A 20,482-nucleotide genomic window follows, 5' to 3' on the forward strand; every position below is an offset into this window, starting at 1 on the left:
CCAGCCTATGAGGAGATCTTTAATCCCCTGTTCTCCGTAACGTCGCTTAAAGTGCTGAAGCGTTGTTTAGAGGGCGATGTTGAGGATTTTACTGAAACGATTCAGGCATGCGTTGGTAAATCCCATTCGAGACGTTGGGCTGACGAGAAAGCAAGGCGACTGCGTGAGATGTTGTTACAGTGGAGGGTGCAGTCTAGAAGCCAATCTCAGACCGTAGTCTTAAACGGCATGGTAACTTTGTTGCTTTCGTTCATGGAGCAATTAAGTGATCTTGAGAAACAGATGAATGAACTTGCATCTGATTTACCTGAGGTAGAATTGTTGAAAAGCATACCTGGCATCGGGGATAAACTAGCTGCTGCGATTGTCGCGGAGGTCGGAAACGTACGACAATTTGAAGGCGCTAAACAGCTTGTGGCCTATGCCGGATTAGACCCTGGGATCTTTAGCTCGGGGAAGTTTACTGCCACAAGTTCACGAATTACAAAGCGGGGTTCAAAGAGACTCCGCCGATCGTTGTATTTAGCTGTGCAATGTGGGATCCGTGGTAGTACAAACCAGAAAATGAGAGATTATTACGACAAGAAAAGAAAAGAGGGCAAGCCATATAAGGTGGTCGTGATCGCTTGCGCCAACAAGCTTCTCCATCACGTGTACGCCATCCTTAGTAAAGGCCAGCCCTACAAAAATTAACCATATATTCCCATAACCTTCACGCCAATGAAGGTTATTTGTCGTGCCTAGAAATTAGTATACCAATTTACCTGTTGCAGTCCAATACTAAAAGCTTGACAAGTATTAGCTGGTTTTTCTTTATTAGGTAATGAAGTTCTGCTCTTGCAGCTATTTGTTCCTTATCCTCTCGAGTGTATCCTATCTGTGGAGAAATAAAGCAATTATTACCTTACCGAAAGAACATTTGGCGTTAACGAGACTAAAGTAGCTATGTATAGCTGCCTAGGTACGAGTCTTGGACAGTCGTTATCGATTATTCGTGCAGTTCACAGTGAGCTTAGTAATTTTGGGCAGCGTCTTCGATATATTGGGAGGTAAAATGGATAAAGATACGTTGAGAAGAAAAATTAAGAACTATGCCGATAACAAATTCACAGAGAATCAAATTCTAACACAATTTCATAAGCTCCCCTCCACGCAATCCGCTGAATTAAGAGAGAAGTATGCTTTACGCTTCGTTAGGGATCATTCCTACTACCAGGTATATAAAATGGATACGGAGCCTAGTACTCAATTATGGAATGCCTGCCTAACACAGTCCCGCGTATTAAGTATTGCTGAACTACAGAACGATTTTCCGCTTTCAGATAAACTGTTCTTCTTTTGGGATTATCCGATCTTCAATCACCCGATGTTCAGATTAGGCCGTGAGCATTTATTCGAAATATCATCTGAGCAGTTATTAAAACATTATATGAGATTTCCAAGTGATACTTATTTTTTCGATGAGAGTATAGAGAAGTCGTTAATCCTTGCACATGAATACTTTAACTATAATAAACAAAAATTTATATGGATTTAAATAAATGAAAAGATGCCGTTCCTAGGGATTTAGGCATCGTTTCAAAAATGTGCCCAAATTATAGTTGCAATTAGGAAACCAATCGCATATACTCTGTTTATAAAGTAATTGGTCAATCAATAACAACACAACAATGAAGGAAAGGAGCTGGATAGAACCCTATGGCTAAAGAAACGACCGTCTCAGTTAATCGTCGTAGTGATATTATATCAGCCGCAATCGAAGTATTCGCAGAGATTGGTTATTACCGGGCTACAACCGCGCAAGTAGCGGAACGTGCCGCCATCTCGCAACCGTATGTGTATCGTTTCTTTACGAAGGAATCGCTGCTTGTTGCTTCATTGGAGCTATCATGGCAGCGCGTGGTGCAGGCTTTTCAACGTGTCATCGATGCTGTTGCACCAGAGGAGTTGGAGCTGGGATTGATTCGAGCTTACGAGGCGATAATTATTTCTCATCGCAGTGAAATTCTGCTTCAAATGCAGGCACAGACTATTCAAGAGGAATCGATTCGCGAAGCGATGCGTAGAGGGCTTGGCGAGGTCAAACAATTGGTGGAGAATGCCTTTATTCAGGCAGAGCTCGAGAATGCGTCGCAGCGAACATCGGACTTCCTGGCAAGAGGAATGCTGTGTAATGTATCTATGGCAATGGGTATGCCGGAACTGATGATAAAGAGATAGAATTTTTTTTAAGGATTAGTAATTGATTAATCAATAACAAAACCAAGGGAGATGGATAATATGAAAAAAGCAATCGTATTGGGAGCAACAGGTGGAGTAGGCAACCCTTTGACAGCGGAATTAGTGAGAAGAGGAATTGAGACGGTGGCATTCGGTCGATCCATGAAGAAGCTGGAGAGCCTTGCGCAAGAGATTAATAAGCCTAACCTGCTCAAGCTGGTGACGGGAGATGCGTTCAATCCAGAGGATGTGGCAAAGGCGGCCGAAGGAGCAGATGTCATCTTCCACAGTGCCAATATTCCATATCATGAGATGGAGTCACGTCTGCTGCCGCTCGGAGAATCTGTTATGCAGGCTGCCGAGCGTCTTGGAGCAAAGGTTGTCGTTGTAGACGGCATCTACCCCTATGGGAGAAGAACGATGGACAAAGCGACAGAGGAGCATCCGAAGCAGCCTCACACACGCAAGGGAAAAACAAGGCTTGCTTATGAACAGCTCCTGTTCAGCTCACGTTGGAGCCAAGCAGCCCCGCTCATCGTAAGGCTGCCGGATTATTATGGACCTTCCGCTCAGGCCTCCTATCTCTCCGTCACCATGGAAGCGATCGCTGCAGGCAAGCCGACTGCCTTCGTCGGCAATATGACTGTACCACGTGAATACGTCTATCTGCCTGATGCAGCTCGTATGATTGTGGACATCGCCGAACGAGATGATGCTTATAGACAGAATTGGCATATTCCAGGTCCTGGTCTTCTGTCAGGCCGTGAGCTGGTACACATCGCACAGCAAGCGAGCGGGAAGCGTAAGGCTGTCATGCCACTCGGACGTATCGGTCTGTCGCTTATTGGGCTGTTCAATCCGGTAATGAAAGAGGTAGTCGAGATGCTCTATCTTACGGAGGAGCCCTTCGTGCTGAGCGGAGAGAAGTACGAGCGCAAGATTGGCCCCATCTCATGGACACCTCAGGAAGAAGCAATTGCAGCGACGATTCAGAGCTTAATGGCACGCAACGGGAACGGAACGTCAAACTGACCCTTTTTTTGAGGGGAAGTAATTGATCAATCAATAATTATTATGAGGAGAGATTAAACCATGAATAGTAGAAGACCAAATAGCACTATCAATGGAAGGAATAGCAGCACGCGCTGGTGGGCGCTTATATTCCTAGCGCTTGCTCAGTTCTTAGTTGTGCTGGATGCATCCATTATTAACATCGCTCTGCCGACGCTTGGGGAAGAGCTGCAGCTGAATACGAGCACATTAAGCTGGATCATTACGGCTTATGTTCTACCTTTCGGGGGGCTGCTCCTATTAGGGGGGCGGTTGGCCGATCGGTATGGACATCGACGAATATTTCTTGTTGGTGTTGCGGGATTTGTCCTCACCTCTGCAGCAGCAGGCTTAGCCAGCTCAGGAGCGTGGCTGCTAACTGCACGCGCCATACAAGGATCCTCGGCTGCACTTCTGGCTCCCGCAGCGCTGTCATTGCTAACTAAGCTGTTCACGGATCCTCGGGATCGAGCCAAGGCGCTTGGCATCTGGGGAGCAGTAGCTGGCTTAGGCAGTGCAGCCGGTGTTCTGCTTGGAGGTATTCTGACTTCGACCTTGGGCTGGTCCTCTGTATTCTTCGTCAACCTTCCAGTAGGCATACTCGTAATCGCCGTTATACCGGCTCTAGTCGCTAAAGATTCACATATTGAGCGTTCCAGCATCGACTTGCCAGGAGCGCTGACGGTTACAAGTGGTATGACGATGCTGGTAGCAGTGTTCTCAGAAGGAGAACGACTCGGCTTGACACTAACCGTTATTCTCAGCCTTATTGCCCTTGGATTGCTTACTACATTCGTTATGATCGAGAGACGCACTTCTGCCCCTCTCGTATCGTTCAGCATTTTCCGCAATGCCTCCGTTCTTGGCGGGAATCTGGCTTTGTTGCTTATTGGTGGAGCTACAACGGGCTTATTCTTCGCCCTCTCGGTATATATGCAGCAGGTGCTGCAGTACGACGCCTTAACTGCTGGACTTACACAGCTGCCGCTTGCCGCAGCTCTAGTCCTTAGTGCAGGAGCAATTCCCTCTATAATCAGGAAGGTCAACAAGATGGTCACTAGCTTATTCTCTCATTCTCTTCGCGGTAGGACTTATCTGGCTTGCGTTAGCTCCTAGTGACGCTTCCTTTGTCATCCATCTACTAGGTCCATCTCTTGTCATTGGTGCAGGCCTTGGCGGGGCATTCGTCGCAGGAACAGAAATGGCAGTCCATGGCGTTGCTGACAGCGATGCGGGGCTAGCCAGCGGCTTAGTCAACACAAGCCAACAAATCGGGGGAGCCGTGGGACTATCCATTCTAGCAAGCATAGCGGCGACTAGAACGAGTGGATTGCAGTCAACCGGCAGCAGCCAATTACAGGCACTAACAGGTGGATTCGCTTGGGTATTCTTAGGGGCAGCAGTATTCGCACTCCTAGCCGCATTCCTTGTCATACGAGTAGGCCGCCAGCATGGTACTAGAGTAGAAGGGAGGATGGCACTGTGACAAAAACCAAGAAAGCAATAACAGGTGTCTGGCAGATGCGGCTTCAGAAGCCAGTGGACATTAATATGGCTGATCATATGCATATGAACCATTCGAATGCTGCGCATCCATCCAGCCATTCTTCTTCATCGAACTTGGTTTACTGCGAAGACCTCACAGCAGGGGATAGCCGTGCTCCAATTCGTTCCTTCGACCTGACGGCAGCGCGCACCACATTGAGCTTAGCTAATGGTGAGACTGTCGATGCGTGGACATTCAATGGTCTATCACCGGGTCCTGAGCTCCGTGTTGCAGAAGGTGACCAAGTTGTCGTCACTCTTCAAAATAAGGATATTGAAGAAGGGGTAACGCTCCATTGGCTTGGCGTTGTCGTTCCTTGTTCACAGGACGGAACAGCTGGCGTTACTCAGGATGCTGTCAAGCCAGGGGAAACGTATACGTATGCTTTTATCGCAACAGTGCCTGGGACGTATTGGTATCATTCCCATCAGATGAGCTCGATTCAAGCAGAGAAAGGGCTCCTAGGTCAGCTGATCATCGAGCCCCGTACATCCTTGTACCCTATTGATCAAGATGTAACGGGTCTTCTGCAAAAGCTGGTTTCAACATTCACAGTCAATGGCAAGAGCAATGGGCTGGCAGTTCCATCGAGCCCAGGAGAGTACGTACGATTAAGGCTTACGAATGCGGCTAACGATACGATGGAGATGCGGGTCGAGGGAGCGCCATTCCAGATTATCGCTATGGATGGGAACGATATACACGAACCAGGACTGCTTGATGATGGTGTAGGTTTCTATATCGGGGCTGGACAGCGGTATGACCTTCTCATTCAGCAGCCGGAACAAGGCAAGGTAATCGTTAGAAGCATAGACGAAGATAATCTCAAGATTATATTAGGAAGTGGAGCAGAACCGGTTCAAACAGCAACAGAGGAGATATTCTCTTTTGTCGAGTATGGCACTCCACTGCCTGATGATCACGTAGAGCAGATCGACCAATCATTCGAGGTGAAGCTTGGACAGAATATATTCGTCAAAACGATTAATGGTCAATCCTTCCACGAAATTCCCCCTATGAATGTGAAGGAGGGCGAGCATATCAAGATTACAGTCAGCAATGAAGGAGGAGGCGATCATCCTTTTCATATCCACGGGCATACGTTCCGGGTGCTAAGCAAGAATGGGGAGCTGCTAAGAGGGAGTCCGATCTATCTAGATACCGTTCTTGCGCAGGAGAATGAATCCTATGAGCTGTATCTAATAGCAGATAATCCGGGGCTGTGGATGGCACATTGTCACAACTTGATGCACGCATCGATGGGGATGAGCATGATGCTTAACTACGAAGGCGTAACAACCTCCTACCGAGTAGGGACGAAGTCCGGCAATCTTCCAGATTTGTAATAACGGCTAAGTGGAGTAGTATCCTATAACGAGTAGAAGATCAGAGCAGAGTGGAGTGGAGCGTAGCGTAGCAGCTATACCCTAGCTCCGAAAGCCTGCAATAAGCGGAAAAACAACGTTACCAGCACGATAAACGATCCCTTCTTCATCAATAAGCCGGAAAACAGCCGAAATGACATTTTTCCAATGCTATAATAGCTAGAGGTATCGTTATTCACTAGAAGGAGCTTTTTCATATGCTGAAATATAATATTTGCTTCATGAAGCGGGAGGATGACATTCTGCTCCTGAATCGGGAATACCCGAGCTGGATGGGCTGCTGGAACGGCATTGGCGGCAAGCTGGAGGAGCAGGAGTCTCCTAGGGCATCCATGCTAAGAGAAATAGAAGAGGAAACCGAGATAGCTGAATATAAGCTGACCTTCAAAGGAATGATCACTTGGACCTCAGATGGGGAATCGTATGGAGGCATGTATACCTATCTTGCACATACGACTAATCTAGCTTACACTACTCCAATAAAGACTAGGGAAGGCATTCTTGATTGGAAAAAAATCGACTGGGTGCTGGACAGCCGCAATCAAGGAATAGCGGCGAATATCCCTTTTACGCTGCCAATTCTATTGAATGATGACAGGTGCTATGAGCATCACTGCATGTATGTGGATGGGGCATTACAGCAAGTTATATCTCTACCTATAGATCCTATTCTCGAGGTGGATAGCCAGGCTAGAGAACTATATTTCGCCGAGAGGCTGAAGCAGGCTGTGGCAAACACTAAGTAATCTCATTGTCTCTAGAGCAACAAGAGTCTATGTAACATAATGAGGTGGAGAGTGAAGGTGCGATGAGTTATAACCATATAGAGATTCGTACGGAGCGGTTAATACTGAAATCCGTGGACGTAACGAAGGCCGAACAGGTACTGGACTATTTTACACGAAATCAAGCGTTTCTAGAGCCATGGGAGCCTGTAAGAACACCGGAATATTACACTCTGGATAAGCAAAAGGAAATGCTGGTCAATGATTTTGCCAGTATGGAGCAGGAGCAGCTGTTCAAAGTATGGCTCTATAAGGCTGATGAACCGGATACGATTATCGGATCGATTACGCTTAGTACGATATCAAGAGGAGTGTTCCAATCTTGTCATCTGGGCTACCGGAGCGATGAGCAGCTGGGCAAGAATGGCTATATGACAGAAGGCCTCAAGGCAGTCATTCGTTATGCTTTTCAGGAGCTGAAGCTCCATCGTATTGAAGCGAACATTATGCCGCATAATGCAGCCTCTCTGAGAGTTGTGGAGAAGCTGGGATTCAATAGAGAAGGCTATGCTCAGAAATATTTGAAAATAAACGGCAAATGGGAGGACCATGTCTATACGGCTCTCATTAATGATGAACTGGAATAAAGCAGTTCTTCTCTACAACTAAGGAGGAAGCGACAGTGACATTGAAATGGGATGGACATACCCATACGAAATTCTGTTATCACGGAAGCAGCGCAGAGGAGGAGCAATATATTGACCGGGCAATTGAGCTAGGCTTCAAGCGGTACACGATCAGCGAGCACCCGCCGGTACCGGCAGGCTGGATCGATGATGCACCTGTTCTGGACAGTCTGGCGATGCCTGAGGAGGAGCTGCCGCTCTATATCGCCTACGCGAAGCAGATGAAGGAGAAATATGAAGGCCGAATTGAAGTAACTGTCGGTCTTGAGCTGGACTATTTGCAGGGACGGCTGGACTTCACAGAGCGGCTTGTAGAGACTTGGCAGCATGATCTGGAGGATGTTGTCTATTCCGTTCACTATCTTCCGGGGATAGGCGGCATGCGCTGCATCGACTACTCGCCTGAGGATTTTCAGAAGCATTTGCTCGCCTATTACGGCACAATGGAGAAGGTCGTGGACGAGTATTATGATCATGTGGAAGCCGCTATCGCTTGGGCTTCGCGTCTGCCGATGCGCAAACGGCTAGGACATATTAATCTGATTGAGAAGTTTACAACAGCGCTGCCGCCCATTGATCAGAACCAGATTAAACGCCGTCTTGAAGCGATCATCCCGTTGCTAGTTAAATCGGGTGTCGGAATCGATGTAAATACGGCGGGGCTGCGGGTCGCAACCTGCGGCAAGCCCTATGTGCCGGAATGGTTCCTTGAGGAATGCCTGAAGCAGGGCGTCGAATGTGTCTATGGCTCGGATTCCCATAAGCCGGAGCAGGTAGGCTTCGGTTGGGAATGGTTCGAGAGCCAAGTGAAAAAGGGCTAGGTGTATCGGTAGTCGTGAAGAACTTTGTGTGGATGAAGCTGCTGCTGTTGCGGTAGGGGTAGTGTTTCTAATCTATAGGGGGATTGTCAGTTGGAAGAGCAAGCCTCAAGGCAGCGGGGGAGCCCGCTGCCTTGAGGCTTGGCTTCGGTAAGACGGTATGCTACACGCTTATGCTTTACGCTTATGCTACACTCTTATGCTGTCGCAGCCCAACCCCCATGCGATCTCGGGCACAATAGGCGTTATTGGAGCGGGTTCCATGAGCTATGTGTGTGGGTCAGCAGAACCTTGTGACAGCATTAGTAAGCGAGCTTGAGCAGCTCTCTGCTGCTGACGAAGGTTTCTGTGTTGAACAGCATCAGCACATCTTGGATGCCAGTCGCGGCCATATAATCGCTGATGCTTCCGTTGTAGTAACGGAGGTCGATGACGTGGATTTCCGGCACATGCAGCGCCAGGAATGGAAGCACGCTATGCGCATAGGAATCTTTAATCACTAGCAGCTTCGGCAGATCCACATCCTCCGGAGCGAGCTGGCTCGTAATGGTCATTAAGGCATGAACGCCGCCAAGGAAATACGAGTATTTATCTTTTTTCTCTAAAAAGCTTGAATCGTACAGACCCGGAAGGGTCTCATCACTATCCGCGATGTACATCTCCGACTCTACCGCTTCTTTAGGCACATACGCTTGTACAGAATCTGGCGTAATCCCGTAGAACTGGCTCTTCGTATGGTAGCTTCCTAGGAAGGACTTCGTAACCGTCTTCACATCGAATGCCGACTCTGGCTTCGGCTCCCAGCCCAGCTGCTCGGCATAAGCCTTGTATGCCAAGTAGGCGCCATAGGTCGTCCAATGGTGATCAGTACGATAGTATATCGGTTCAGCATCATAAGCGGCGGCAGGACGAAGGAAGTCGAACCCGTCCAGCACATTCATACTGCCCGTTGCCTTCAATTCATCCGTAATGCTGCCGTTAACCTTGGCTTGAGGGTAAGCTGTGGCTAACCATGGCAGCTTATTCGGGTACATGCCGATGGATGTTGGTGCCAGCATGAAGGTCATATTCGCTTCAGAATGATTGTCTGCGAATGTATGCACAGCATTCATTAGCTTATCTACCAGCTCGTAATCCGGCATTTTAAATTTTTCGAATAAATAGCCGTCTTTTCCTTTGTATATCCCGTTATTCTCCTGCTGCAGCCGCAATTGCTCTACGCTAGATTTCACAGAAACCCATTCGTTCCGAAAGGGAAAATGATCGGTTACGAAGCTCTCGGTATCCTCAGCGAATTCCTTGGAGAAGAGGCTGTCTAGTGTGAGATGCGGCGTACGCTGCAGAGAGCGGTTCTCCATATCGGAGAACGTCTGCTTAGGCAGAAGGAAGAACAGGAGGGACATGATGAACAGGATGGTGACGAAGCCAATGACATAGAGATGGTCGGCGCCTTTTCTCATCAATAGTATGCTCCTCATCGGTGTTAGAAACGAAAGTATAGGAATGGATTAAAGCTAGCATCAACCAAATACGCAACGGACAGCAGGAACAGAATCGCATGCCAGCCGAGCTTGAGATAAGGATTGACGCTGGATAGTTGTTCCCGCCTAGGCATAGACGCGATGACTAATATAACAAGCAGTATGGCATTGGTATAGATGTAATACATAGCGGCTGAATCCCATAGCGGCTGCCCATTAAGACCCGTCATAGCAAGGAAGTAGCCCCCGATTGCGGACAGATCCTCGAAGGCGAAGAATACCCATCCGATCAAGATCAAGAGTAAAGCGTAAGTATGGCGCACCCAGCGCGGCATCCGTTGCAGCAGCTTGAGAAGAACCCATTTCTCAACAATAAGCACGATACCGAAGTACAAGCCCCACAGCAGGAAGTTCCAGCTCGCCCCATGCCATATCCCTGTAAGCAGCCATACGATCATGATGTTCCGCAGCTGCAGGCCTTGTCCACGGCGATTACCGCCTAGTGGAATATAGAGATAGTCTCGGAACCAGGTGCTTAATGAGATATGCCAGCGACGCCAGAAATCAGTAATGCTCTGCGCGGTGTAAGGCTTGTTGAAGTTCTCATTGAACCGGAAGCCGAACATCAGACCAAGACCGATAGCCATATCGGAATAGCCGCTGAAATCGAAGTAGATCTGGAAGGCAAAAGCGATAATGCCGATCCAGGCCGTTAAGGCTGTTAAGGAATCCGGACTGGAGACGGATATGGTCGTCCATAGCAGGCCGATATTGTTAGCGAGCAGCACTTTCTTGGCTAGACCGATTGTAAACCGCCTTACGCCTTCAGCGAACATCTCGATATTGACGGTCCGATGCTTCAACTGCTCAGCAACTGTAGAATAATGAACGATAGGTCCGGCTACCAGCTGCGGGAACAAGGCGACGAATGTGCCGAAATCCAGCCAGTTGCGCTGTGCCTTGGCGGTCCCTCTATACACGTCAATAATGTAGGACATCGATTGGAACGTGTAGAACGAGATGCCGATTGGCAGTGGCAGATCTGTAAGCGGGATGTCGGTACCCAGCAGAGCATTCACATTGCCAATAAGGAAATCTGCATATTTAAAGTAAGACAATAAACTTAGATTAACGACAATGGATAAGGCTACGATCCATTTGCGCTGAACAGAGCTAAGCTTCGGCCTCTCAAGGAGCAGACCGAAGCAGTAGTCCGTCACGGTGGACAGCAGCATGATCACGATATAGACAGGCTCACCCCATGCGTAGAAGATAAGGCTCGTAGTGAATAAGACGAGATTCTTAATCCGCCAAGGGGAGCTGTAATACAGCACCAGCACAGCTGGCAAGAACAGGAATAGGAAGAGCAGGCTGCTGAATACCATAAGATTTAAGCTTTAACGAAGAAGGTCTCGAAGGCTTTCTCGAGTTCATCTGCAGCTTCTGAGATAATGAACAAGACATAATTGCCTTTGGTCACAAGCTTATAGTTCTTGGCATTCTCGTATTGATCAGGCAGATAGGTTTCGAATTGTTTCTGCACATCGGCCGCGCGCTGCTTCACGGCAGTCTCGACGGTAGGGATATCTTTGGCATCTTTTACTTTGAGAAGAGCGATTTCATTCGTCTTCACATTCATCATCGGAACCTTGATCGTGAATTGGTCGAGCAGTGCAGGATCTAGATGGTAAGTGTCGTTCACGGCGCTGCTCTCAAGCTCGATCTGAGCAGGCTGCTCGATGTCAGCAAGAATTTGATCTACCATTTCTTTCGTCGTCTGGGCAGGCTCATAGGCTTCTTCTTGATTGACGTTGCCGATATTTGCATTCGTATTCGTATTGTTTCCATTAGTAGTGGAGCATGCAGTCAACATTAAGCCGATAGCGAGTACGAGCATCATGAGTCCAAATCTTGTTTTCATTTCTGTTAATCTCCTTGTTGTGTTGGTTTTGGCTTGCTTACCTGTAGACGACACGTATGATCGTATTGTTGCAGCTTATAATTGGAATATAACGGCATTAATTATTCGTCTTTACGTTCATTTCTTGGTGAGATTTCATACGGAAGCTGTGCCGATTGCTGCTGTCTCGCGGCTGCTCCTTCTGGCAGAGGCTAGAGTGGCATTAATCTCACCGCCTAGAATAATAATGTTGGAGCTCATGTACAGCCATATTAAGAGGACGATGATCCCTCCAAGGCTGCCATAGGTTTTCGAATAGTTACCGAAGTTGTTCATATAGAATTGGAAGGCAAGTGAAATGATAATCCAGCCTAGCGTAGTGAATAGAGCTCCCGGGAGGACAGCGCTAATGCGGAGCTTCTGATTCGGAGCAACCCAGTAGAGCAGTGTGAACATAATAATCATGGCGGAGAAGGGGATCACATATTTCACAACACTCCATATCCATTCAAAGCTCGAAGAATAGCCCGTCCATTGAAAGAGATATTCACCAATGATTTGTCCGAAAATAACCATTAGCATCGAGGAGAGAATAACGACGGCAAGGAGAAGGGTTGCAAGGAGCGAGATGCCGCGAACCTTCCAGAATGGACGGTTCTCCGTGCTATCGTAGGCTTTGTTAAGGCCCTTCATAATGGCATTAATGCCGTTGGAGGCTGACCATATCGTTGCGATCATCCCGAAGGATAGCAGTGTTCCGCTGCTGCTATCGACGACCTCGGTCAAGATCGTGGACAAGGCTTCACCTGTATCCGTCGGAAGAATCCGGATGAGCTCGTCTACGAGACTGTCGCCGGATAACTCTACGAGCCCGAGTATGCTGACTATAAAGATCAGAAAGGGAAAGAAAGCAAGAATCAAATAATAGGTAAGCTGTGCACCAAGCGCAGGCACATCGTCCTCGCGAAAGCGGCTGTATAGGCATTTCATGAATTGAGTCGTTTGTTGTACACGAGTCATGCGCGTCACCATCCTTTTATAGATCATTAAACCAGAATGAAGGACAGTTAAACGCAGGAAGAGCTGATAGAGAGCTGGAAGCTCGATCTAAATCTAGAAATTCTCTTGATTGACTTAACAGGTAGACCTCTTTATGATGTAGCGAAAAGAAAGGTCAAGCATGCAACCCATTTCATAAATATTCCGTTCCTAAAAATAATAGCCTAACATTCATAGATTATGATTATGGTTCAGGAGGCAAGCTTAACGATGCCCAGCAAAAAAGAAAAAATAGAAGCACCCAAAATCCCGGTTTATATGGAACCGCTGGTTCTAGAAGATTATGAATTAGAAGATGAACGAGTTATACAGGATTGCCGAATAGAAGATTGTGAGATGAATAACCACACAGCCTTTAGAGCCTGCTTCGATAGAGTCGTATTCAACAATGTGATGGTGCGGGGGACGAGTCTTCGTAAAGCAGAGTTCACGGATGTTGTATTCGATAATTGCGATTTGTCTAATATTGATCTGGGAGAATCGATATTGCATCGTGTATCCTTCCGGAACTGCAAGCTTCTCGGTATCGATCTGTCGGAGGCTACACTGCGTAATGTCACGTTCGAGCAATGCTATGCCGATTATGCCGTTCTGAGATTTGCCGATATAAAGAATGTGAGACTTCAGAAGAGCTCATTCGCGAGTGCGGATTTTTTCAAAATGACATTGTCCCATACGTATTTGTATGACATTAATCTCGATCAGGCGCAGTTCTCGCAGACTAGGCTTGCAGGTATTGATCTAAGCCGCTGTGCGTTCGATGCGCTCGGGGCATCGCTCGAGGATCTGCAGGGCTGTATCATCTCCCCCGATCAGGCGGCCACTTTCGCATCGTTATTTGGCTTGGTTGTTACTCGAGATTAACGGAAAAGATAAGGTTCACAGCAACGGAGGTATTGCAGATGGACAATACATGCAGAGTTCTTATTGTGGATGACGAGATATTGGTTAGACAAGGCATTAAGCATCATTTCAACTGGGAGCAAGAAGGGTTCCGCATTGTAGGAGAAGCATCTAACGGCAAGGAAGCGCTTGAGCTTATCGAGCAGCTTAATCCTCATATTGTCATAACGGACATCGTAATGCCTGTCATGGATGGGGAAGAGCTGGCGCGAATCGTCAAGGCGCATTATCCGGAGATCGAGGTCATCATCTTGAGCAGCTTCGGTCAATTCGACTATGTACGGTCTACCTTCCAGAGTGGAGTGGCTGATTATATACTTAAGCCGCAGCTGGAATCGGAAGAGCTGCTGCGGATATTACGGCAGACGGTGAGAAAGATTCCATCGCTGCAGCTGGCTGAAGCAAGCGGCGAATACAATCTGCCAGTGGAGCAGATTATCGACAAGCTTGTATCCGGCTTCGACGCTGAATATGAGGCTGCTGCCGTAAGCGCGGTGCTGCCCTATAGCGGATTCAGCTTGCTCGGAGCTGATCTCAAGCTGGTCACACGCAAGGATAGCTCCTTAATCGCTCGTATTAAGGCGAAGATAGCCGGTGAGCTGGACTATGGCTTGGACAATAAAGCGTATGTACCAGTCATTCCGGAGGAATCAAGCCGGATTGTATTCCTAGTGAATGCTGATAAATATGAGGTTGGACGTCAGCTATCCAAGATAGGCAGGACACTGGCAGCATGGTCTGCCGAGCATATACCGGATATTGGCTGGACAGTGGGTAAAGTGTTCAGCGATTTCCATCAGGTAGGTACGGTCTATCGGGATAACCTGATGAAGCTGAACGAATACCGGTTTTATTTTCCCGATCAGAATCTGATTATCCATAGTGAGCTTCCGGTTCCGACTGGCGGGGACGTTGTATTCGACATGGCGAAGTTCACGGAGGATATGAAAAAGAATCAGTTCGAGGCTGCATTCCAGAGTATCCGTGACTATATTGCGGCAGTATCAGGCAATTATAAAGCAGATGTGTTCGGCTTCAAATCCTTCCTGGGCAATATCATCTTCAATATGACGGTGACTCTGGGGCAGAAGGGCTATGATGTGAAGGACCTTGATGAGGCCAAATATGGCTACTTCAAGTCCATCGATGAAGCACGGCATCTGGGGGAAGCGGCGCAGCTGCTGGATTCCTTCATCGCAGAGGCCAGCGAACGGATCGAGAGCAAGCTTCAGGCAGGTAATCCTAATATGCAGATGCTGCTGGATTACGTGCGCGATCATTATGCCGATCCGATTAGCCTAACGGAGGTAGCGAAGCATTTTCACTTCAATCCGTCTTACCTATCTAGTTACTTCACGGCTCATAACAAGGAAGGGTTCAGCGAATATCTGAATAAGATCAGAGTGGAAAAAGCAGCGGAGCTTCTGCGCACTGATGCAGCCTCCATCTCGGAGATCAGCAGTATGGTCGGTTATTCCGATCACAGCTACTTCACGAAGGTATTCAAGAAGTTAACGGGTGTATCGCCGAGCCATTACAAAAAACAACAGCTGAACGATAAGAGGATATAAGATGAAAAATAAGCTTTTCAAAAAAAACCTGTTCATGCAGATTTTCATTGTCATGGTTATTAGCATTATCGCAGTATCTCTAAGCACCTCGATGGTTACGATTCAAATGTCCGAGAGGCTGTTCATGAATACGTTCAGCATTACGAATTCCAAGGTCATCAATCAGATCAAGACGAACTTCGAGTCCTTCAACAATGCGATTGTTACGGCTACAAGCAATGTCATACAGAGCGGGACCATTAAGCGGTTTCTGACCAATGAGGATGCAGGTACAACATCTGTTGCAGCCTCCAAATCCGTCTACAATGCGATTCAGCAGGTGAACCGGATTCGAGCGAATGTGGGCACCTATGAGCTGTCCATTACGATTACAGGAGAGAATGGCCGGAGCCATACGACGGACACGACCTACTGGCCGATCTCCATTGGGGGACTTCGTGAGCATCGAATCACGGAGAATACAATGGCAGAGCCCAAGCGGCTGATGTATCAATATGTTAGCGGAAGTGAAGCCGATACCGGTACGTCATTAGACGAACCGGTTATTGTCGCATCCAAAGCGCTGCTGGAACCAACAAGCGGCTACATCTATGGAGCGCTCTATGTGGCCATTAAGGAACGAGAATTCAAACGCTTCTATACGAACTTCACGAGTGAGGGCAATGATGTCGTTATCGTGAATAAGAGCGGTGTGATCGTATCCAGCAATGATGAGGAGCTGATCGGCGAAGATGGTCAAGACCTATTAGGGTATGCCATGGAGATCGAGAGCACAGGTACTCATTATATGGATGTCAATGTCATGGGCAAGGATTATGTCCTGCTTGCCGAGTATTTGCCGACCTACGACTACTATCTCGTTAACCTGATTGATAAGAAGCTTGCGATTGCGCAGATGATTGATGTGCGGACAGTCGTCTTGATCAGTGGCGTTATCGTTGTTATTGCGCTGCTTATCCTATTCCTAATAACCAGGAGGCTTACAAGATCCTTGACCCTTCTCGTTAGACAGATGTCACGGGTGACCCGGAATAACCTGAACAATTATATTTCGATTACGGGCTCCTACGAGGTGAAAGAATTAGGACAGGCTTACAACATTATGCTCGATGAGCTGAATGATTATATTAAGAAGCTTGTACAGACGCAGAAGGAGCAGCGGAATGCCGAGCTTGCGGCACTGCAGATGCAGATCAATCCTCACTTCCTATACAATACACTGGCTTCGATCAAAATTCTTGTGCAGCAGGGCAGCAAGGAGAAGGCAGCGGAGACGATTAATTCGCTTATTTCCTTACTGCAGAATACAGTCAGCAATGTGAGTGAGACGATTACGATTGAGCAAGAGCTCGTCAACTTGAAGAACTACGTCTTCATTAATCACGTTCGTTATGGTGAGCAGATTAGAGTCAGCTATTTGGTCGCTCCAGATTGCATGGACTTCCAGGTTCCGAAGCTTATTATTCAGCCGTTTATTGAGAATGCCTTCTTCCATGCTTTCAATGAGCAGGGCGAGGGTTACATCTATGTGCTCGTGTCGCAGCAGGATGGCTCACTTATTTGTGAGGTCGTCGATAATGGAATCGGCATAGCGGGGTTGTCTGAAGGTGAGAATCGATTGCCTAGTACTACAGGCTCACGTCAATTATTTTCCGGCATAGGCGTAAGGAACGTTCATGATCGTATTGGACTACTGTACGGAGAGGAATATGGGATCACCATTACAAGCAAGCCTGGGGAAGGTACACGGGTCAAAATCCGTCTGCCACTGCTTAAGTAGCGAAAAATAATACCAAAACCTAAATTTAGTTATAGTCGAATAAGCCCGAAATTCGAGGTAACAATAAAATGACCAATGAACACAAATATATTGCTAACGACCCATTTTAACCAGGTGCTAAAATGATATTGTTAGCCGGCAAACGCTTTCAAAAAATAGTTTTCAGTCAGATGCAAAGGGGTTGGAAGCATTGAAAAAATTATTAGCAGTTCTGTTGACAAGCATGGTGCTGTTGTCAGCATGCTCCAGCAATACAGACAACGGAGCGAACACAGGCGGCAATACCGCTGAAGGTACGAAAGAAATTACGGTATGGGCATGGGACAAAGTGTTCAATATCGGTGCAATGGAACGCGCAAGTGAAGCTTACAAAGCGAAGCATGCTGATTCCGAGCTTAAAGTTAACGTTGTAGAAAACGCTCAAGCCGACATTATTCAAAAGCTGAATGCAGCTTTGAATTCCGGTACAACTAAAAGCTTGCCTACGATCGTTCTGATCGAGGATTACCGTGCACAAAGCTTCTTGCAAGCTTACCCGGATGCTTTCTTCGAAATGACAGATTTCATCAACCCTTCGGACTTCGCTGATTACAAAATCGGGCCGACAAGCGTTGGTGATAAACAATATGGCGTACCATTCGACTCTGGCGTAGCAGGTTTGTACGTTAGAACGGATTACCTAGAAGAAGCTGGTTACAAGGTAGCTGATCTGCAAAACATCGACTGGGCTAAATTCATCGAAGTTGGTAAAGCAGTGAAAGAAAAAACTGGTAAATCCATGCTGACTCAAGATCCTAACGACCTTGGATTGATTCGTATGATGATCCAATCTGCTGGTTCTTGGTACCTGAATGAAGATGGAACTACACCTAACCTAGCTGGTAATGAAGCACTTAAAGAAGCATTCGAGACTTACAAACAAATCATGGATGCTGACATTGTAAAAGTAACTTCCGACTGGAGCCAATTCGTCGGTGCAATGAACAGCGGAGATGTAGCTTCCGTACCTACTGGTAACTGGATTACAGCTTCGATCAAAGCTGAAGCTTCTCAATCAGGCCAATGGGCTGTCATTCCTTTCCCGAAATTGACTAACCCAGATGCAACAAACGCTTCTAACCTTGGCGGCAGCTCATGGTATGTCATGAACGTTGACGGTAAAGAAGCAGCAGCTGAGTTCCTGAAAGAAACATTCGGTTCTGATGCTGATCTGTATCAAACACTTGTAACAGATATCGGTGCAATCGGGACGCTGAAAGCAGCTTCGACTGGTACAGCTTACTCCGCAGCTGATGAGTTCTTCGGTGGACAAACTGTAGTAGCTGACTTCGCGAAATGGACTTCAGAAATTCCGAAAGTTAACTACGGTATGCACACTTATGCAATCGAAGATATTCTGGTTGTTGAAATGCAGAACTTCATGAACGGCAAAGCACTAGACACTGCACTGAACGATGCTCAAGCACAAGCAGACACACAAGTGAAATAACATAATCTAACAAAACGGCAATCGAATGAAGCCAGGGCAACCGCCTGTTCCTCATCATACTACACGAGGACGGGAAACAGGAGGAGCCCTTGGTTTTGTTTCCGTCAAGAAAGGGGTTAGGCGAACGTGAAAACGGCGAAGCCTGGCGTTAATATGCGAGCAAGGACAAACCTTACGGGTTGGCTGTTCATTGCTGTGCCTGTCATTTTTATCGCTCTGTTCTATTTCTATCCAATGATTCAAGCGCTGCTCCTGTCGTTCAAATCAGGTACAGGAATGAGGTTATCATGGGTTGGAATTGATAACTACGTAAGACTATTCAGTGACAAGACCTTTATCGTTGCAGTGAAAAATACATTTATATTCCTAATCATTCAAGTTCCAATTATGATTGTTCTTGCTTTATTTATTTCGGTATTGCTCAATGACAGCAAGTTGAAATTCAGAGGCTTTTTCCGTACAGCGGTGTTCCTGCCAGCTGTTACTTCACTAGTTGCTTATTCCGTCATCTTCAAGTATTTGTTCGCGACAGATGGTCTGGTTAACCAGCTTTTATTGAAAATACATCTAATTGGAGATCCCATTCAATGGATTACTGATCCGTTCTGGGCCAAAGTTACTATTATTATCGCAATCACATGGCGCTGGACAGGTTACAACATGATTTTCTATCTGTCAGCCCTTCAAAATATCGATAATTCGATCTATGAAGCAGCAAGAATCGATGGCGCTTCATCCGTAAGACAATTCTTCGGCATTACTGTGCCACTGCTTAAACCGATCATTCTCTTTACTTCTATTACATCTACAATTGGTACCTTGCAGTTGTTCGATGAGGTCGTTAACATCACGAAGGGTGGTCCTGGTAATGCGACGACGTCGATATCCCAGTACATCTACAACTTGTCCTTCAAGTATTCCGCAGACTTTGGTTATGCAGCTACCGTATCCTATTCGATCGTAATTATGATCATTATCTTGTCATTTATTCAGTTCAAGGCGGCAGGTGAAAAGAATGGCTAAGCTAAAACGTACCTTTATTTACATCTTCCTGGGCATCATTGCTTTCGTCTCGATCTTCCCGTTCCTATGGATGATCGTGAGTGCTACGAATACATCAGCTGATGTTACAAAAGGAAGAATACTTCCAGGCAGCCAGTTATTTGAGAACGTTAAAAATTTGTTTGCAACTGTAGATATCGTTCCGGCTTTGCTTAACTCTGCTAAAATTTCCATTACAACAACAATTCTGGCTATGCTTATCGCTTCTTTTGCCGGATATGGCTTCGAGATTTACAGATCCAAAGCGAAGGATGCTGTCTTCTCGATTCTTCTATTATCAATGATGCTTCCGTTCGCAGCGATCATGGTACCGTTGTATCAAATGTTCGCAGGTATTTCGAGTGTCATCCCATTCTTCGGACTTGATACTTTGTCGGCAGTTGTGCTGCCAACGTTCACTACCGCGTTCCTTATTTTCTTCTTCCGTCAGAACACGAAGATGTTCCCAAGAGAGCTGTTGGAAGCTGGGCGTATCGACGGATTGAATGAAATCAGCCTGTTCTTCCGGATTTTCATGCCAACAATGAAAACAACATATGCAGCAGCTGGTATCATTACGTTCATGTCAAGCTGGAACAACTACCTCTGGCCGCTGATCGTCTTGCAGTCTCCGGAGAAGAAAACAATTCCGATGCTAATTTCTAATTTAGGTTCGAGCTACTCGCCAGATTATGGTATTATTATGACGGCAATTGTTATCTCGACAATTCCTACTGCGCTTGTGTTCTTCCTCATGCAGAAGCATTTCGTTGCAGGGATGACTGGTTCGGTAAAATAATAATTTCAATGATAACCAACAGGGCGCAT

At 46.8% G+C, this 20,482-nt stretch carries 21 protein-coding genes; 17 read left to right on the forward strand and 4 right to left on the reverse strand.

Features of this window, described 5'->3' with window-relative positions; genetic code table 11:
• The 11 genes from AC6ESP_RS24105 to AC6ESP_RS24155 form a co-directional block, all read left to right on the forward strand.
• On the forward strand, window positions 1-693 hold a 693-nt coding region (locus AC6ESP_RS24105), incomplete at its 5' end, for an IS110 family RNA-guided transposase (RefSeq protein ID WP_497099279.1).
• Between the two features lie 361 nt (window positions 694-1,054).
• Window positions 1,055-1,537, forward strand: a complete 483-nt coding sequence (locus AC6ESP_RS24110; protein WP_497099280.1) for a hypothetical protein — start codon at window positions 1,055-1,057, stop codon at window positions 1,535-1,537.
• Between the two features lie 161 nt (window positions 1,538-1,698).
• Window positions 1,699-2,220, forward strand: coding sequence for a TetR/AcrR family transcriptional regulator (locus AC6ESP_RS24115; RefSeq protein WP_497099281.1), 522 nt, complete (start codon window positions 1,699-1,701; stop codon window positions 2,218-2,220).
• Between the two features lie 60 nt (window positions 2,221-2,280).
• Window positions 2,281-3,252 carry an SDR family NAD(P)-dependent oxidoreductase gene (locus AC6ESP_RS24120; protein ID WP_497099282.1) on the forward strand — a complete coding sequence of 324 codons (972 nt, stop codon included), beginning with the start codon at window positions 2,281-2,283 and terminating at the stop codon, window positions 3,250-3,252.
• 60 nt (window positions 3,253-3,312) lie between these two features.
• Window positions 3,313-4,386, forward strand: coding sequence for an MFS transporter (locus AC6ESP_RS24125; protein WP_497099283.1), 1,074 nt, complete (start codon window positions 3,313-3,315; stop codon window positions 4,384-4,386).
• On the forward strand, window positions 4,364-4,756 hold the full coding sequence (locus AC6ESP_RS24130) for a hypothetical protein (RefSeq protein WP_497099342.1): 393 nt from the start codon (window positions 4,364-4,366) through the stop codon (window positions 4,754-4,756). The genes AC6ESP_RS24125 and AC6ESP_RS24130 overlap by 23 nt, the downstream gene beginning before the upstream one ends.
• Complete coding sequence (locus AC6ESP_RS24135) at window positions 4,753-6,162, forward strand: multicopper oxidase family protein (protein ID WP_497099284.1); 1,410 nt, start codon at window positions 4,753-4,755, stop codon at window positions 6,160-6,162. The genes AC6ESP_RS24130 and AC6ESP_RS24135 overlap by 4 nt, the downstream gene beginning before the upstream one ends.
• A gap of 236 nt (window positions 6,163-6,398) precedes the next feature.
• Window positions 6,399-6,947: an NUDIX hydrolase gene (locus tag AC6ESP_RS24140; protein WP_497099285.1), complete on the forward strand. Its 549-nt coding sequence runs from the start codon at window positions 6,399-6,401 to the stop codon at window positions 6,945-6,947.
• 62 nt (window positions 6,948-7,009) lie between these two features.
• A complete protein-coding gene (locus AC6ESP_RS24145) occupies window positions 7,010-7,573 on the forward strand; it encodes a GNAT family N-acetyltransferase (RefSeq protein WP_497099286.1) in 564 nt (187 codons plus the stop codon).
• Between the two features lie 35 nt (window positions 7,574-7,608).
• Complete coding sequence (hisJ, locus tag AC6ESP_RS24150; RefSeq protein ID WP_497099287.1) at window positions 7,609-8,433, forward strand: histidinol-phosphatase HisJ; 825 nt, start codon at window positions 7,609-7,611, stop codon at window positions 8,431-8,433.
• A gap of 28 nt (window positions 8,434-8,461) precedes the next feature.
• Window positions 8,462-8,584 (forward strand): hypothetical protein, encoded by a 123-nt coding sequence (locus tag AC6ESP_RS24155; protein WP_497099288.1) that lies wholly within the window; start codon window positions 8,462-8,464, stop codon window positions 8,582-8,584.
• A gap of 148 nt (window positions 8,585-8,732) precedes the next feature.
• On the opposite strand, the gene AC6ESP_RS24160 is transcribed toward AC6ESP_RS24155, so the two are convergent.
• From AC6ESP_RS24160 to AC6ESP_RS24175, 4 genes are all read right to left on the reverse strand, one after another.
• Complete coding sequence (locus AC6ESP_RS24160) at window positions 8,733-9,890, reverse strand: DHHW family protein (RefSeq protein ID WP_497099289.1); 1,158 nt, start codon at window positions 9,888-9,890, stop codon at window positions 8,733-8,735.
• A gap of 23 nt (window positions 9,891-9,913) precedes the next feature.
• On the reverse strand, window positions 9,914-11,296 hold the full coding sequence (locus AC6ESP_RS24165; RefSeq protein ID WP_497099290.1) for an MBOAT family O-acyltransferase: 1,383 nt from the start codon (window positions 11,294-11,296) through the stop codon (window positions 9,914-9,916).
• 5 nt (window positions 11,297-11,301) lie between these two features.
• Entirely contained in the window at window positions 11,302-11,832 is a 531-nt protein-coding gene (locus AC6ESP_RS24170) for a DUF4358 domain-containing protein (RefSeq protein ID WP_497099291.1), read from the reverse strand.
• Window positions 11,833-11,967: 135 nt separating this feature from the next.
• A complete protein-coding gene (locus AC6ESP_RS24175; RefSeq protein ID WP_497099292.1) occupies window positions 11,968-12,831 on the reverse strand; it encodes a YihY/virulence factor BrkB family protein in 864 nt (287 codons plus the stop codon).
• A gap of 249 nt (window positions 12,832-13,080) precedes the next feature.
• On the opposite strand from AC6ESP_RS24175, the gene AC6ESP_RS24180 reads away from it, so the two are divergent.
• From AC6ESP_RS24180 to AC6ESP_RS24205, 6 genes are all read left to right on the forward strand, one after another.
• Window positions 13,081-13,734 carry a pentapeptide repeat-containing protein gene (locus AC6ESP_RS24180; protein ID WP_497099293.1) on the forward strand — a complete coding sequence of 218 codons (654 nt, stop codon included), beginning with the start codon at window positions 13,081-13,083 and terminating at the stop codon, window positions 13,732-13,734.
• A gap of 38 nt (window positions 13,735-13,772) precedes the next feature.
• Window positions 13,773-15,344, forward strand: a complete 1,572-nt coding sequence (locus AC6ESP_RS24185; RefSeq protein ID WP_497099294.1) for a response regulator transcription factor — start codon at window positions 13,773-13,775, stop codon at window positions 15,342-15,344.
• Window position 15,345: 1 nt separating this feature from the next.
• Window positions 15,346-17,124: a sensor histidine kinase gene (locus tag AC6ESP_RS24190; RefSeq protein ID WP_497099295.1), complete on the forward strand. Its 1,779-nt coding sequence runs from the start codon at window positions 15,346-15,348 to the stop codon at window positions 17,122-17,124.
• 223 nt (window positions 17,125-17,347) lie between these two features.
• A complete protein-coding gene (locus tag AC6ESP_RS24195; protein WP_497099343.1) occupies window positions 17,348-18,613 on the forward strand; it encodes an ABC transporter substrate-binding protein in 1,266 nt (421 codons plus the stop codon).
• A 153-nt stretch (window positions 18,614-18,766) separates the two neighbouring features.
• Window positions 18,767-19,636, forward strand: coding sequence for a carbohydrate ABC transporter permease (locus AC6ESP_RS24200; RefSeq protein ID WP_497099344.1), 870 nt, complete (start codon window positions 18,767-18,769; stop codon window positions 19,634-19,636).
• Window positions 19,629-20,453: a carbohydrate ABC transporter permease gene (locus tag AC6ESP_RS24205; protein WP_497099296.1), complete on the forward strand. Its 825-nt coding sequence runs from the start codon at window positions 19,629-19,631 to the stop codon at window positions 20,451-20,453. The genes AC6ESP_RS24200 and AC6ESP_RS24205 overlap by 8 nt, the downstream gene beginning before the upstream one ends.
• Window positions 20,454-20,482: the final 29 nt, after the last annotated feature.

The organism is Paenibacillus xinjiangensis, from assembly GCF_059686975.1.